Here is a 15351-nt window from a genome sequence, read left to right as displayed (position 1 = left end):
ACGCGCCGCTGGACATGCGGATGGACCCGTCGTCGCCGCTGACCGCGGCCGACATCGTCAACACCTACGACGAGGCGGAGCTGGCGAACATCTTGCACCGCTACGGCGAGGAGCGGTTCGCGCGTCGCATCGCCGCGCACATCGTGCGCCGGCGCGCGCGTCAGCCGTTCGCCTCGACCTCGGACCTGGTAGCCCTGCTCTACGAAGCGATTCCGGCCGCGGCCCGGCGCACCGGCGGGCATCCGGCCAAGCGCACGTTCCAGGCGTTGCGGGTCGCGGTCAACGACGAGCTCGACACGCTGCGGCGTGCGCTCCCGGCCGCCCTGGACGCCCTGGACGTCGGCGGGCGCATCGTGGTGATGGCCTACCAATCGCTGGAGGACCGGATCGTCAAGCGGCTCTTCGCCCAGGCGGTCGCGTCGCGCACCCCGGTGGATCTGCCGGTCGAGCTGCCCGGCCACGAGCCGCGATTCCGGGCCCTGACGCACGGCGCCGGGCGCGCCGACGCCACCGAGGTCGAACGCAATCCACGCAGTGCCGCAGTGCGATTGCGGGCGCTGCAACGAATGCAATCACAGCAGGCTAGCGGGAAAGGCAACGCATGAGAGCAGAACGCGAGACGTCCAAACGGCGCGGCGGCAGCGACCGTCGGGGTGGACGCGACGGTTCTGCCCGGCGGAGCCGGCGGCCCGCCGCCGAAGCCGGCTCGGCGCGGCGCGCCCGAAACGGCCGGACCTCGGCGCCCGCCCGCGAGGCCCGTGCGCCCAAGTCCGGGCCGCAGACCAGCCCCATCGCCCGGCCGGTCGAGCGGCCGGCCCGGCCCAAGAGCACCAGCCAGGCCAAAGCGCGGGCCAAGGCGCGGAAAGCCAAGGCGCCAAAAGTTGTTCGCCCTCGCCTGACCGAGCGGCTGGCCGCCCGGCTGGCGGCCATCGACCTGCGGCCGCGGACGCTGGCCAGCAAGGTGCCGTTCGTCGTGCTGATCATCGGCGCGCTGGGCGTCGGGCTCGGGCTGACGCTGTGGTTGTCCACCGACTCCGCTGAGCGGTCCTACAAGTTGAGCCACGCCCGGGAGCGGACCCGGCTGCTGCAGCAGCAGAAGGAAGCGCTCGAGCGCGACGTGCGTGAGGCCGAGGCGGCCCCCGCGCTGGCGGAGGCCGCCCGCAAGCAGGGCATGATCCCCAGCAGGGACACCGCGCACCTGGTGCAGGACGCGTCCGGGAACTGGGTGGTGGTCGGCACCCCCAAGCCGGCCGACGGCGTTCCGCCGCCGCCGCTGAACAACAAGCTCCCCGACGAGGTGCCGCAGCCGCCCAAGCCGCCGGCCGCCCCGCCCGAGGTCTCGATGCGGCTGGAGCCCGCCCCCGGTGGCCCCGCCCCGGCGAGGTCCGGGCCCGAAGCGCTGCTGCGCGCGCCCGACGGCGCGTCGACGGTGGGCGGTCAGCACCTGCCGCCGGCGGTGCCCCCGGTGCCCGGCGCGCCTGCCCCTCCCGGTGTGCCGGTGCCGGGTACGCTGCCCGGCATGCCAGGCGGACCGGCGACGGGTGCATTGCCCGGCATGCCCGCTGCCCCGGCCACCGGCGCCCTGCCCGGTACGCCCGCCGGCCCGGTCACCGGGCGCGCACCCGGTGTGCTGCCGGGATTGCCGACGCCGGGTCTGCCCATGCCGGCCGGACCGGCGGCCCCTCCAGCGCCGGCCGAGGTGCCAATTCCCTTGGGCGGGCTGCCCATTCCGGCTCCCGGCCAGATGCCCGCGCCGTTGTCCGCCGAGATTCCGGTCCCGCTGCAGTTGGGCCGCCCGGCGACGCCGGCCCAACCGGTGGCCCCCGGCGCGCCGGCTAACGGCCTGCCCGGGCCGGCGGTCGGCGCGCCGCCAGGTGCGCCCAGGTGAGCCGCGGAGAATCCCCGCGGGCACGCCGGTCCCAGTCGGCACGGCCGACACGTGGTCCCCGTAAGGATTTGGCGGGCAAGGGCGTACGGCAGCCCAAACGTCGCCCGAAACCGCAGCAAGCCGACGTCGGCCGAGACGTGCGGGAACCGAAGCGATTCCGGAAGGCCAAGCAGGCCAAGGGCGCCGGGGCGGCACAGCGTTCCGAGGCGGTGACGGACGGGCACTCGGCGCGGCAGCGTCGCACCCGCCAGATCGTGGAGTTGACCAGCCGCGGTGGGTCATTCGTCTTCCGGCACCGCGCCGGCAACGTGGTCATCCTGGTGCTCATGTTGGTGGCTGCCTCCCAGCTGTTCGTCCTGCAGGTGACCAGCGCCCCGTCGCTGCGCGCCCAGGCCGCCGGCCAGCTCAAGGTCACCGATGTGGAAAAGGCGGTGCGCGGCAGCATCATCGACCGCCGCAAAGACCAGCTTGCTTTCACCATCGAGTCGCGTGCGCTGACGTTTCAGCCGAAACGGATCCGCAAGCAGCTGGAGGAGGCCAAGGCCAAGAACTCGGCCGCCCCTGATCCGCAGCAGCGGTTGCGCGATATCGCCAAGGAGGTCTCCAGCCGGCTGGGCAACAAGCCGGACTCGGCGACCGTCTTGAAGAAGCTGCAAACCGACGACAACTTCGTCTACCTGGCGCGCGCCGTGGATCCCGCTGTCGCCAGCGCGATCTCGGACAAGTATCCAGAGGTCGGTTCCGAACGCCAGGACCTGCGCCAGTATCCGGGCGGATCGCTGGCGGCCAACATCGTCGGCGGCATCGACTGGGACGGTCACGGCCTGCTGGGGCTGGAGGAGGCCATGGACTCGGTGCTGTCGGGCACCGACGGTGCGGTCACCTATGACCGAGGATCCGACGGCGTGGTCATCCCCGGCAGTTACCGCAACCGGCATCGGGCGGTCAACGGCTCGATGGTCCAGCTGACGCTCGACGACGACATCCAGTTCTACGTGCAGCAGCAGGTTCAGCAGGCTAAAGATGTCTCTGGCGCGCATAATGTTTCGGCCGTCGTGCTGGACGCGAAGACCGGCGAGGTGCTGGCGATGGCCAACGACAACACCTTCGACCCCTCCCAGGACATCGGTCGGCAGGGTGACAAACAACTGGGCAACCTCGCGGTGTCCTCGCCGTTCGAGCCCGGCTCGGTGAACAAGGTGATCACCGCGTCGTCGGTCATCGAGTACGGCCTGTCCAATCCCGATGAGGTGCTGCAGGTTCCCGGCACGATCCAGATGGGCGGGGTGTCCATCCACGACGCGTGGGATCACGGCGTGATGCCGTACACCACCACCGGCGTGTTCGGAAAGTCCTCCAACGTCGGCACTTTGATGCTCGCCCAGCGAGTCGGCCCGGAGCGCTTCTACGACATGGTCCGCAAATTCGGTCTGGGGCAACGCACCAACGTGGGCCTGCCCGGCGAGAGCGCCGGACTGGTGCCGCCGATCGACCAATGGTCGGGCAGCACCTTCTCGAACCTGCCTATCGGCCAGGGTCTTTCGATGACGCTGCTGCAGATGACCGGCATGTACCAGGCGATCGCCAACGACGGCCTGCGGATACCGCCGCGGATCATCAAGGCCACCATCGCCCCCGACGGCACCCGTACCGAGGAGCCGCGACCGGACGGCGTGCGGGTGGTCTCGCCGCAGACGGCGCAGACCGTGCGCAACATGCTGCGTGCCGTCGTGCAGAAGGACCCGATGGGGTACCAGCAGGGCACCGGCTCGGCCGGCGCGGTGACGGGCTACCAGATGGCCGGCAAGACGGGTACCGCGCAGCAGATCAACCCGGCCTGCGGCTGCTACTTCGACAACGTCTACTGGATCACGTTCGCCGGGATGGCCACCGTCGACAACCCCCGGTACGTCATCGGCATCATGATGGACAACCCGGAGCGCAACGCCGACGGCACGCCCGGACACTCGGCGGCCCCGCTGTTTCACAACATCGCCGGCTGGCTCATGCAGCGCGAGAACGTGCCGCTGTCGCCCGACCCCGGCCCGCCCCTGACGTTGCAGGCCACCTAGCGGGTCGCCGCCCGACGCCCGCGCCCGGGGGACCTCCGTGGAGCCGCCCGGCGGCCCCGTCGGCGCGCGGATCGCCTCCCTGCCGGTTGCGGCTAGGTAGGGTGTCATGGCCGATCATGAGGATCACGTGGCGTCGGAGGGAGGTGTGACTGTGCCGGTGCCCACCGGGTTACGCCCCAGCGCGGCCGCGGGCGCGCGGCTGCCCGCCCTGGCTGACCAGATCAGCGCGGTGCCGGCCGACACCCCAGGCCAGGGCGGCGCCGTGCCCGACGTGACGATCACCGGCGTGACGCTGCGCGCCCAGGATGTGCGGCCCGGTGACCTGTTCGCCGCGCTGCCGGGCCTGACGACCCACGGGGCCCGCTACGCCGCCGACGCGATCGAACGCGGCGCCGTCGCCGTGCTCACCGATCCCGCCGGCGTCGCCGTGATGACCGCGGCCGGCGCCCCGACCGTGCCGACGCTGGTGCACCCCGACCCCCGCCGCGTGCTCGGCGGCCTGGCCGCCACGGTGTACGGGCGCCCGTCGGCGCGGGTGGCCGTCATCGGCATCACCGGCACCTCCGGCAAGACCACCACCACCTATTTGGTCGAGTCCGGTCTGCGCGCCGCAGGCCGCACGGCCGGGCTGATCGGCACCATCGGCATTCGCATCGACGGCGCCGACATCCCCAGCGCGCTCACCACTCCGGAGGCACCCGCACTGCAGGCGATGCTGGCGGCGATGGCCGAACAGGGTGTGGACACCGTCGTCATGGAGGTCTCCAGCCACGCGCTGGCGTTGGGCCGGGTGGACGGAACCGGCTTCGCAGTCGGCGGCTTCACCAACCTGTCCCGCGATCACCTCGACTTTCACCCGACCATGGAAGACTACTTCGACACCAAAGCCCTTCTGTTCGACCCGGATTCGCCGCTGCGGGCGCGCCGCGTCGTGGTGTGCATCGACGACGAGGCCGGGCGGGCCATGGCGGCTCGGGCCGGCGACGCGATCACCGTCAGCGCCGAAGGGCGGCCCGCGAATTGGCGCGCCGTCGACGTGGCCCCGATGGGCGCCGGGGGACAACAGTTCACCGTCATCGACCCCACCGGCGCAAAGCATCAGGTCGGGGTCCCGCTACCCGGGCACTACAACGTCGCCAATTGCCTTCTGGCGCTGGCCCTTCTGGACGCGGTGGGGGTGTCCCCGGAGCGGGCGGCGCCGGGACTGCGGCAGACCCGCGTGCCGGGACGCATGGAAAAGATCGACGCCGGACAGGACTTCCTGGCGCTGGTCGACTACGCCCACAAGCCAGGCGCCTTGCGTGCGGTGTTGACCACGCTGGCGCGTCCGGGCCGCCGCGTGGCGGTGGTGTTCGGCGCGGGCGGCGAGCGCGATCCGGGCAAGCGGGGGCCGATGGGCGCGACGGCCGCCGAGCTGGCCGACCTGGTCGTCGTCACCGACGACAATCCGCGCGGTGAGGACCCGGCGTCGATTCGCCGCGAAATCTTGACCGGTGCGACCGGGAGTGGTTGCGCGGCAGAGGTTGTCGAAGTCGCCGACCGGCGCGACGCGATCAGGCACGCCGTCGCCTGGGCCGGCCCCGGGGATGTGGTGCTCATCGCCGGCAAGGGCCACGAAACCGGACAGCGCGCCGGCGACGTGGTCCGCCCGTTCGACGACCGCGTGGAGTTGGCGCAGGCGTTGGAGGATCGCGCATGATCGACCTCACCCTCGCGCAGATCGCCGAGATCGTCGACGGCACTTTGTCCGACATCTCGCCGCAGGACGCCGCGGAACTGCGCGTCACCGGAACCGTCGAATTCGACTCGCGCGCCGTCAAACCCGGCGGGCTGTTCCTGGCGCTGCCGGGGGCGCGCAGCGACGGCCACGACCACGCGGCCTCGGCCGTGGCGGCCGGCGCGGCCGCGGTGCTGGCCGCGCGGCCGGTCGGGGTTCCCGCCATCGTCGTCGCACCCGAGGGGGCCTCGGGATCGCGGGCCGGGGTGCTCGAGCACGATCCGGACGGCTCGGGGGCCGCGGTGCTGGCCGCGCTGGCCAAGCTGGCCCAGGCGGTGGCCGCCGAACTGGTGGCCGGCGGGCTGACCATCGTCGGCATCACCGGATCGTCGGGGAAGACGTCGACCAAGGATCTGGTGGCCGCGGTGCTGGCGCCCCTGGGCGAGGTGGTGGCGCCGCCCGGGTCGTTCAACAACGAGCTGGGGCATCCGTGGACGGTGCTGCGCGCGACGGCCGACACCGACTATCTGGTCCTCGAGATGTCGGCCCGGCATCCCGGCAACATCGCCGCGCTGGCCGACATCGCCACACCGTCCATCGGGGTGGTGCTCAATGTCGGCACCGCGCATTTGGGCGAATTCGGCTCACGTGAAGCCATCGCCCGGACGAAATCCGAACTGCCGCAATCAGTTCCGGCGTCCGGGGTGGTGATCTTGAACGCCGACGATCCGGCGGTGGCGGCCATGGCGAACGTGACCGCCGCCCGGGTGGTTCGGGTCGGGCGCGCCGAGCGCACCAACGCGGGCGCCAGCGACCTGTGGGCCGGGCCGGTGTCGCTCGACGAGCTGGCCAGGCCGCGGTTCACCCTGTACCGGCGCGACGCGTCCGGGGTGACGCAGGTGCAGGTGCAACTCGGCGTCTACGGCGATCACCAGGTGGGCAACGCGCTGTGCGCGGCCGCGGTCGCGCTGGAATGCGGCGCCGGACTCGAACAGGTGGCGGCCGCGCTCGCCGGAACGGGGCCGGTGTCGCGGCACCGCATGCAGGTCACCACCCGCGCCGACGGGGTTACCGTGATCGACGATGCCTACAACGCCAACCCCGATTCGATGCGGGCCGGGTTGCAGGCGCTGGCCTGGATCGCCCACGGCGGGGGCGCGGGCGGCGGCCAACGCCCCGCCGAAAAGCGCAGGAGCTGGGCGGTGCTCGGCGAGATGGCTGAGCTGGGCGAGGACGCCATAGCCGAGCACGATCGCATCGGCCGGCTGGCCGTGCGCTTAGATGTGTCTCGACTCGTTGTCGTGGGAAGTGGGAGGTCGATGAGCGCCATGCACCACGGAGCGGTCATGGAGGGTTCCTGGGGCGCGGCCGATAAGGGGGCCGTCAACGTCGCCGACAGCGATGCCGCCCTGGCTCTACTGCGGGCCGAGGTGCAACCCGGCGACGTCGTGCTGGTAAAGGCGTCGAACTCCGCCGGACTCGGTGCGCTGGCCGACGCGCTCGCCGCCGAAAGCTCGGAAGGCTCTGCGGGCGGGACGCGCGCATGAGGCAGATCCTGATCGCCGTCGCCATCGCACTGACCGTGTCGATCCTGCTGACCCCGGCGCTGATCCGGCTGTTCACCCGGCAGGGCTTCGGCCACCACACCCGCGAGGACGGCCCGCCTACCCACCACGCCAAACGCGGCACGCCGTCGATGGGCGGTGTGGCCATTCTGGCCGGCATCTGGGCGGGCTACCTGGGCACCCACCTGGCCGGGATGGCCTTTGACGGCGAGGGCGTCACCGTCTCGGGTCTGTTGGTGCTGGGCCTGGCCACCGTGCTCGGCGGCGTCGGATTCCTCGACGACATCATCAAGATCCGCAGGTCGCGCAACCTCGGCCTGAACAAGACGGCCAAGACCATCGGGCAGGTCGGCGCCGCGGTGATCTTCGGCGTGCTGGCGCTGCAGTTCCACAACAACAACGGCCTGACGCCGGCCAGCGCGGACCTGTCCTACGTGCGCGAGATCGCCACCGTCACGCTTGCCCCGGGCCTGTTCGTGTTGTTCTGTGTGGTCGTCGTCAGCGCCTGGTCCAACGCGGTCAACTTCACCGACGGCCTGGACGGGCTGGCCGCCGGGAGCATGGCGATGGTCACCGCCGCCTACGTGTTGATCACCTTCTGGCAGTACCGCAACGCCTGTGTCACCGCTCCCGGGCTGGGCTGCTACAACGTGCGCGATCCGCTGGACCTGGCGCTGGTCGCGGCCGCCACCGCGGGCGCCTGCATCGGCTTTTTGTGGTGGAACGCCGCGCCCGCCAAGATCTTCATGGGCGACACCGGATCCCTGGCGCTGGGCGGCATCATCGCGGGCCTGTCGGTCACGAGCCGCACCGAGATCCTCGCCGTCGTGCTGGGTTCGTTGTTCGTCGCCGAGGTCAGCTCGGTTGTGTTGCAGATCTTGACTTTTCGCACCACCGGGCGCCGGGTGTTCCGGATGGCGCCCTTTCACCACCATTTCGAACTGGCCGGTTGGGCCGAGACCACGGTCATCATCCGCTTCTGGCTGCTCACCGCGATCGCCTGCGGGCTGGGCGTGGCCCTTTTCTACGGTGAGTGGCTGGGCGCGATCGGTGCCTGATGAGCGGTCTTGAACCCCTGGCGCCCGGCGCGCCGGTGCTGGTGGCCGGCGGCGGGGTGACGGGCAAGGCGGTGCTGGCGGCGCTGGCCCGAGTGGGCGCGGCACCGACGCTGTGTGACGACGACCCGGCCAGGCTGCGCGGCTACGCCGACGCGGGGGTGGCGACCGCATCCACTTCGGCGGCCGCCGACGAGATCTCCCGGTACGCGCTGGTGGTCACCAGTCCCGGCTTCGCGCCGACGACGCCGCTGCTGGTCGCCGCGGCGGCGGCCGGGGTGCCGATCTGGGGTGACGTCGAGCTGGCCTGGCGGCTCGACGCCGCGGGCCACTACGGGCCGCCGCGGCGCTGGCTGGTGGTGACCGGGACGAACGGCAAGACAACCACCACGTCGATGCTGCACGCCATGCTCACCGCCGGCGGCCGGCGCAGCCTGCTGTGCGGCAACATCGGCGACCCGGTGCTCGACGTCCTGGAGCAACCCGCCGAGCTGCTGGCCGTCGAGCTGTCCAGCTTCCAATTGCATTGGGCGCCTTCGCTGCAACCGGAGGCCGGTGTGGTGCTCAACATCGCCGAAGACCACCTGGACTGGCACGGCAGCCTGGCGGCGTACGCCGCGGCGAAGGCGCGAGTGCTCGATGGTCGGGTGGCGGTGGTGGGCCTGGACGACGCCCGGGCGGCGGCGCTGCTGGATACCGCTCGGGCGCCGGTGCGGGTCGGCTTCCGGCTGGGCGAACCGGCGGTGGGGGAGCTGGGCGTGCGCGACGGCCACCTGGTTGACCGCGCCTTTGCCGACGACCTGGCCCTGCTGCCGGTCGGGTCCATCCCGGTGCCGGGCCCGGTCGGGGTGCTCGACGCCCTGGCCGCCGCGGCGCTGGCGCGCTGCGTCGACGTGCCTGCCGAGGCGGTCGCGGCCGCGATCGCCTCCTTCCGGGTGGGGCGGCACCGGGCCGAAGTCGTGGCCGTCGCCGACGGCGTCACCTACGTCGACGACTCCAAGGCCACCAACCCCCACGCCGCCGAGGCGTCCGTGCTGGCCTACCCCCGCGTCGTCTGGATCGCCGGCGGCCTGCTGAAGGGCGCGTCGGTCGACGCCGAGGTCGCCAGGATGGCGTCGCGGCTGGTCGGGGCGGTGCTGATCGGCCGAGACCGGCAAGAGGTTGCAGAGGCGTTATCGCGACACGCGCCGGATGTCCCCGTCCTGCACGTTGTGACAGGCGAGGATGCTGGTATGGATGCGACTGCTGTGGTTTCTGGGGCAGATGTGACAGAAGTGAAACAAACGGGTGACAATCGGGGCGCGGCGGTGATGAACGCGGCGGTCGCCGCAGCGCGTACTGTGGCGCAGCCCGGTGACACCGTCCTGCTGGCACCGGCGGGCGCATCGTTCGACCAATTCGCGGGTTACGCCGACCGTGGCGACGCGTTCGCGGCCGCCGTGCGCGCGGCGCTCCGGTAGGGCGGGCGTGGGTAACGCACTGACCCGGCTGCTGGGCCGGGGGAAAGACGCCACCGAAACAGCCACGGCCGAGCCGGGGCTGGCCGACGACGCCGACGCCACGGATGCCACCGCGGAAGCCAAGGCCGACAAGGAAGCCACGGCCGACCAGAAGGCCGTCAAGAGGGCCGATAAGCCGCAGAAGGCGAAGAAGGACAAGGCCGCCGCCGGCGAGGGCGGTTCGCACAGCCGGTTCGGCGCCTGGCTGGGCCGGCCCATGACCTCCTTTCACCTGATCATCGCGGTAGCCGGGCTGCTGACCACACTCGGGCTGATCATGGTGCTCTCGGCATCCGGCGTGCGGTCCTACGACGCCGACGGATCGGCCTGGGTGATCTTCGGCAAGCAGGTGCTGTGGACCGTGATCGGGCTCATCGCCTGCTACGCCTCGCTGCGGATGTCGGTGCGGTTCATCCGCCGCGTCGCGTTCACCGGCTACGTCGTCACGGTCATCCTGCTGGTGCTGGTACTCGTTCCCGGTATCGGCAACCTGGCCAACGGATCTCGTAAGTGGTTCGTGATCGCGGGCTTCTCCATGCAGCCCTCCGAGCTGGCCAAGATCGCCTTCGCCATCTGGGGCGCGCACATGCTGGCCGCCCGTCGGCTGGAGCGGGCGAGCCTGCGCGAACTGCTGATTCCGCTGGTGCCGGCGGCGGTGATCGCGCTCGCGCTGATCGTGGCGCAGCCCGACCTCGGGCAGACCGTGTCGCTGGGCATCATCCTGCTGGCCCTGCTGTGGTACGCGGGCCTGCCGCTGCGGGTGTTCGTCACCTCGTTGTTCGCCGTCTTCGTCGCCGGCGCGGTCCTGGCCATGTCGGCCGGCTACCGGTCGGACCGGGTGCGGTCCTGGATCAACCCCGAGAACGACCCGCAGGACACCGGCTACCAGGCCCGACAGGCCAAATTCGCGCTGGCGCACGGCGGTATCTTCGGCGACGGCCTGGGCCAGGGCGTGGCCAAATGGAACTATCTGCCCAACGCCCACAACGACTTCATCTTCGCCATCATCGGCGAGGAGCTCGGATTCGTCGGTGCCTTCGCGCTGCTGGTGCTGTTCGGGCTGTTCGCCTACACCGGGATGCGCATCGCCCGCCGCTCGGCCGACCCGTTCCTGCGGCTGCTGACCGCCACCACGACCATGTGGGTGCTGGGCCAGGCCTTCATCAACATCGGATACGTCATCGGCATCCTCCCCGTCACCGGTATTCAGCTGCCGCTGATTTCTGCCGGTGGAACATCCACCGCCGCAACGCTTTTCATGATCGGCATCATGGCCAACGCGGCTCGTCACGAACCCGAAGCGGTGGCCGCGCTGCGGGCCGGCCGCGACGACAAGGTGAACCGGATACTGCGGCTGCCGCTGCCCGAGCCCTATTCGCCGACGCGCCTGGAGGCGTTCCGCGATCGCAAGCGTGCCCGCCCGAAGTCGGCCGAGCCGCCGCGCAAGGGCGCAGGCGCGCCGGGGCGTAAGGCCCCCCGCAAGGCCTCCCAGAAGGCCGACGCACCGCTGCGGCCGGCGCTATCGCGATCGGGCGGGCGGCCGTCTCGCCAGACTGGGGGTACCGCTCGATCACGGGCGAGGCATCATGGATCTGGCCAGCGCCGCGTCAGCCAGGCGGCCGGCCAGCGTCAGCCACGACGCGCTCGCGCACTGGAAGGTCAGCGTTACGGGTGAACGACACGGTCAACAAGCCGACCGGCGGGCGGGGGGTAAACCCTTCGCCCGCCGGTGCCGCGTTGTCGTCTTTTAAGCCACTGTCGGTGGTGCTCGCCGGCGGGGGAACCGCCGGTCACGTCGAGCCGGCAATGGCCGTCGCGGACGCGCTGAGCGCCCTCGACCCGCGAGTCAGGATCACCGCGCTGGGCACCGCCCGGGGGCTGGAGACCCGGCTGGTGCCCGAGCGCGGCTATGACCTCGAGCTGATCACGCCGGTGCCGCTGCCGCGCAAACCCAGCGGCGACCTGGCCCGGCTGCCCTCGCGGGTGTGGCGGGCGGTCCGGGAAACGCGTGCCGTGCTCAGGGCGGTCGATGCCGACGTGGTGATCGGTTTCGGCGGGTACGTGGCACTGCCGGCCTACCTGGCCGCCCGCGGGGTCTCGCCCCGCAAGCCGCGGGTCCCGGTGGTGATCCACGAGGCCAATGCCAGCGCCGGGCTGGCCAACCGGGTGGGTGCCCGCACGGCCGAGCGGGTGCTGTCCGCGGTGGCCGACTGCGGGCTGCCGCGCGCCGAGGTGGTCGGGGTGCCGGTGCGCGAGACCATCACCTCGCTGGACCGCGCGGCGCTGCGCGACGAGGCGCGCCGCTTCTTCGGTTTCGCCGACGACGCCCCGGTGTTGCTGGTTTTCGGCGGCTCGCAGGGCGCGGCCTCACTGAACCGGGCCGTCTCCGGGGCGGCCGCCGGGCTGGCCGCCGCCGGCGTGGCCGTCCTGCATGCGCACGGCCCCAAGAACACGCTCGACCTGCGCGAGCCCCGGCCGGGCGACCCGCCGTACGTGGCGGTGCCCTACCTCGATCGGATGGATCTGGCCTATTCGGCCGCCGACCTGGTGATCTGCCGGTCCGGTGCGATGACGGTCGCCGAGGTGTCGGCGGTGGGCCTGCCGGCCATCTACGTGCCCCTGCCGATCGGCAACGGGGAGCAGCGGCTCAACGCGCTGCCGGTGGTCAACGCCGGCGGCGGCATGATCGTCGCCGACGCCGACCTGACGCCGGAGCTGGTGGCCCGGGAAGTGGCGGGGCTGGTGGGCGACCCGCCGCGGCTGGCGGCCATGACCGCCGCCGCCGCGCGGGTTGGGCATCCCGACGCGGCGCGCCAGGTCGCCCAGGCGGCGCTGGACATCGCCAGGAAGGCGCAGCTCCGCCCGAGTGCCCGGTGGACCGGGGAAACCTCGTGAACACCGAGCAGCTGCCGCCCGAGCTGCAGCGGGTGCACATGGTCGGCATCGGGGGAGCCGGCATGTCCGGCATCGCCCGCATCCTGCTCGACCGCGGCGGGCTGGTGTCCGGCTCGGATGCCAAGGAGTCCCGCGGCATTCACGCGCTGCGGGCCCGGGGCGCGCAGATCAACATCGGGCACGACGCGTCCTCGCTGGATCTGTTGCCCGGCGGTGCCACCGCGGTCATCACCACGCACGCCGCCATCCCGAAGACCAATCCCGAGCTCGTCGAGGCCCGGCGGCGCGGCATTCCGGTGATACTGCGGCCCGCCGTGCTGGCCAAGCTGATGGACGGCCGCACCACGCTGATGGTCACCGGCACGCACGGCAAGACGACGACGACGTCGATGTTGATCGTCGCGCTGCAGCATTGCGGGCGCGACCCGTCGTTCGCGGTCGGCGGCGAGATGGGCGAGGCCGGCACCAACGCCCACCACGGCAGTGGCGACTGCTTCGTCGCGGAGGCCGACGAAAGCGACGGCTCGCTGCTGGAGTACACGCCCAATGTCGCCGTGGTCACCAACATCGAGACCGACCACCTGGACTTCTACGGCAGCGCGGACGCCTATGTCGCGGTGTTCGACGCCTTCGTGGAGCGGCTGGCGCCCGGCGGGGCGCTGGTGGTGTGCGTTGACGACCCGGGGGCAGAGGCGCTGGCCCGGCGCACGGCCGAGCTGGGCATCAGGGTGCTGCGGTACGGATCCCCGCGCGCCGGCGACGAACTCGCCGCGACGTTGTTGTCGTGGCAACAGCAGGGCACCGAGGCCGTCGCGCAGATCCAGCTGGCCCCCGAACTGGACCCGGAGCAGCACCCGCGGGTGATGCGGCTGTCGGTGCCCGGCCGTCATATGGCGCTCAACGCGATGGGGGCGCTGCTGGCGGCGCTCGAGATCGGCGCCCCGATCGATGCGGTGCTGGACGGCCTGGCCGGCTTCGAGGGCGTGCGCCGCCGGTTCGAACTGGTCGGCAGCACGGCCTCGGTGCGGGTGTTCGACGACTATGCCCACCACCCCACGGAGATCGTCGCCACGCTGGCGGCAGTCCGCACCCTGCTCGAGCAGAGCGGTGACGGCCGCAGCATCGCGGTGTTCCAGCCCCATTTGTATTCGCGGACAAAGGCTTTCGCCGAGGAGTTCGGGCAGGCCCTGGACGCGGCGGACGAGGTTTTCGTCCTCGACGTCTACGGTGCCCGCGAACAACCGCTGGCCGGTGTCAGCGGGGCCAGCGTCGCCGAGCACGTCAGCGTGCCGGTGCGCTATCTCCCACACTTCGCCGCGGCCGCCGAGCAGGTGGCGGCCGCCGCCGGGCCCGGCGACGTCATCGTCACCATGGGAGCCGGCGACGTGACCCTGCTGGGGCCCGAGATCGTCACCGCGTTGCGGGTGCGCGCCAATCGCAGCGCGCCCGGGGCGTTGCGATGACGGAACCGGACGACCCCGTCCCGGCCAACGCTGTCGGCGAACCGGCGGCGGGTCGACCCGCCGGCGACGTTGACGACGACGCGGGCGGCGCTGACGAGGACGGCGCCGACAACGCGGCCACCGAACCGCTCGCCACCGGAACGGGCGGGGCCCGGCCGGGAACCGACGTGGGCGACGGTCAGGGGGCCGACCAGGCCGAGGTCGAGGGGCCCCGCCGGCGCGCTCGCCGGGAGCGGGCCGAGCGCCGCGCCGCGCAGGCCCGCGCCACCGCCATCGAAGAGGCCCGCCGCGAGGCGAAGCGCCGCGCCGGCGGGCGGCTGGTCAACGAGCCCAAACCCGTTGCGCGGGGCGTGGTTCGGGGCCTGAAGATGCTGCTGGTGACGGTCTTGCTGGTGATCGTCGGGATCGGGCTGGCCCTGATCCTCTATTTCACCCCCGCGATGTCGGCCCGCAACATCGTCGTCGTAGGCACCGGGGTGGTGACGCGGGAAGAGGTTCTGGACGCGGCGCGGGTGCGGATCGGAACGCCGCTCCTGCAGATCAACACCAACCAGGTCGCCGACCGGGTGGCGGCGATCCGGCGGGTGGCCAGCGCGCGGGTGCAGCGCCAGTACCCCTCGGCGCTGCGCATCACCATCGTCGAGCGAGTCCCGGTGGCGGTCAAGGACTTTCCCGACGGCCCGCATCTGTTCGACCGCGACGGCGTGGACTTCGCGACCGGGCCGCCGCCGCCGGCGCTGCCGTACCTCGACGTCGCCGACCCCGGGCCGAACGACCCGGCGACCAAGGCCGCCCTGCAGGTGCTGACCGCGTTGCGTCCCGAGGTCCAGGGCCAGGTCGGTCGCATCGCCGCCCCTTCGGTGGCCTCGATCACCCTGACGCTCGGCGACGGCCGAGTGGTGATCTGGGGCACCACCGACCGCACCGACGAGAAGGCCGAGAAGCTGGCCGCGCTGCTGACCCAGCCCGGCAAGACCTACGACGTGTCCAGCCCGGACCTGCCGACGGTCAAGTAGCGATCTTCATCACGTCGCGCCGCGCGATGCGCCGCCGAGCAGCGCGCACGCCGCCCGACGCGGGAAAATTGCCCGAAATTTGCGGGACGCGTGTCGGCGCGCCTGCGGGGTTAGGGCGCGCCATACCCATACCGTTCTGGTTGCGCGGAACTACTTGACATAACTCTAACTCTATGGTTGA

The 15351-nt window shown here is 71.9% G+C and carries 11 protein-coding genes; all 11 read left to right on the top strand.

Annotated features, from left to right (window positions below):
- The coding region (rsmH, locus tag A5708_RS23040) for a 16S rRNA (cytosine(1402)-N(4))-methyltransferase RsmH (RefSeq protein ID WP_065030829.1) at positions 1-605 on the top strand (605 nt) is incomplete at its 5' end.
- Positions 602-1888 (top strand): hypothetical protein, encoded by a 1287-nt coding sequence (locus tag A5708_RS23035; RefSeq protein WP_065030820.1) that lies wholly within the window; start codon positions 602-604, stop codon positions 1886-1888. The genes rsmH and A5708_RS23035, both read left to right, overlap by 4 nt.
- Positions 1885-3960 carry a peptidoglycan D,D-transpeptidase FtsI family protein gene (locus tag A5708_RS23030; RefSeq protein ID WP_065030819.1) on the top strand — a complete coding sequence of 692 codons (2076 nt, stop codon included), beginning with the start codon at positions 1885-1887 and terminating at the stop codon, positions 3958-3960. The genes A5708_RS23035 and A5708_RS23030 overlap by 4 nt, the downstream gene beginning before the upstream one ends.
- A 106-nt stretch (positions 3961-4066) precedes the next feature.
- Positions 4067-5659 carry a UDP-N-acetylmuramoyl-L-alanyl-D-glutamate--2,6-diaminopimelate ligase gene (locus A5708_RS23025; protein ID WP_065030818.1) on the top strand — a complete coding sequence of 531 codons (1593 nt, stop codon included), beginning with the start codon at positions 4067-4069 and terminating at the stop codon, positions 5657-5659.
- Positions 5656-7224 carry a UDP-N-acetylmuramoyl-tripeptide--D-alanyl-D-alanine ligase gene (locus A5708_RS23020; RefSeq protein WP_065030817.1) on the top strand — a complete coding sequence of 523 codons (1569 nt, stop codon included), beginning with the start codon at positions 5656-5658 and terminating at the stop codon, positions 7222-7224. The genes A5708_RS23025 and A5708_RS23020 overlap by 4 nt, the downstream gene beginning before the upstream one ends.
- Positions 7221-8300: a phospho-N-acetylmuramoyl-pentapeptide-transferase gene (gene mraY / locus A5708_RS23015; protein WP_065030816.1), complete on the top strand. Its 1080-nt coding sequence runs from the start codon at positions 7221-7223 to the stop codon at positions 8298-8300. Before A5708_RS23020 ends, mraY begins: the two co-directional genes overlap by 4 nt.
- On the top strand, positions 8300-9757 hold the full coding sequence (gene murD / locus A5708_RS23010; protein ID WP_065030815.1) for a UDP-N-acetylmuramoyl-L-alanine--D-glutamate ligase: 1458 nt from the start codon (positions 8300-8302) through the stop codon (positions 9755-9757). The genes mraY and murD overlap by 1 nt, the downstream gene beginning before the upstream one ends.
- A gap of 7 nt (positions 9758-9764) precedes the next feature.
- Complete coding sequence (gene ftsW, locus A5708_RS23005) at positions 9765-11471, top strand: putative lipid II flippase FtsW (RefSeq protein WP_065030828.1); 1707 nt, start codon at positions 9765-9767, stop codon at positions 11469-11471.
- Positions 11468-12691 (top strand): undecaprenyldiphospho-muramoylpentapeptide beta-N-acetylglucosaminyltransferase, encoded by a 1224-nt coding sequence (gene murG / locus A5708_RS23000; protein WP_065030814.1) that lies wholly within the window; start codon positions 11468-11470, stop codon positions 12689-12691. The genes ftsW and murG overlap by 4 nt, the downstream gene beginning before the upstream one ends.
- The gene (murC, locus tag A5708_RS22995) at positions 12688-14154 is read left to right on the top strand and encodes a UDP-N-acetylmuramate--L-alanine ligase (RefSeq protein WP_065030827.1); all 1467 of its coding nucleotides are present in this window, start codon (positions 12688-12690) and stop codon (positions 14152-14154) included. The genes murG and murC overlap by 4 nt, the downstream gene beginning before the upstream one ends.
- Entirely contained in the window at positions 14151-15170 is a 1020-nt protein-coding gene (locus A5708_RS22990) for a cell division protein FtsQ/DivIB (protein ID WP_065030813.1), read from the top strand. Before murC ends, A5708_RS22990 begins: the two co-directional genes overlap by 4 nt.
- Positions 15171-15351 lie beyond the last annotated feature (181 nt).

The sequence above is a fragment of the Mycobacterium colombiense genome (genome assembly GCF_001672755.1).
GTDB classification, from domain to species: domain Bacteria; phylum Actinomycetota; class Actinomycetes; order Mycobacteriales; family Mycobacteriaceae; genus Mycobacterium; species Mycobacterium colombiense_C.
The sequence above is the reverse complement of the archived record's forward strand: the minus strand, read 5'-3'. Positions and strand labels throughout refer to the sequence as shown.

Coding starts and splice junctions, on each gene's coding strand:
- A5708_RS23035 (WP_065030820.1), top strand. CDS start 602: ATGAGAGCAGAACGCGAGACGTCCAAACGGCGCGGCGGCAGCGACCGT.
- A5708_RS23025 (WP_065030818.1), top strand. CDS start 4,067: ATGGCCGATCATGAGGATCACGTGGCGTCGGAGGGAGGTGTGACTGTG.
- A5708_RS23020 (WP_065030817.1), top strand. CDS start 5,656: ATGATCGACCTCACCCTCGCGCAGATCGCCGAGATCGTCGACGGCACT.
- mraY (WP_065030816.1), top strand. CDS start 7,221: ATGAGGCAGATCCTGATCGCCGTCGCCATCGCACTGACCGTGTCGATC.
- murD (WP_065030815.1), top strand. CDS start 8,300: ATGAGCGGTCTTGAACCCCTGGCGCCCGGCGCGCCGGTGCTGGTGGCC.
- A5708_RS22990 (WP_065030813.1), top strand. CDS start 14,151: ATGACGGAACCGGACGACCCCGTCCCGGCCAACGCTGTCGGCGAACCG.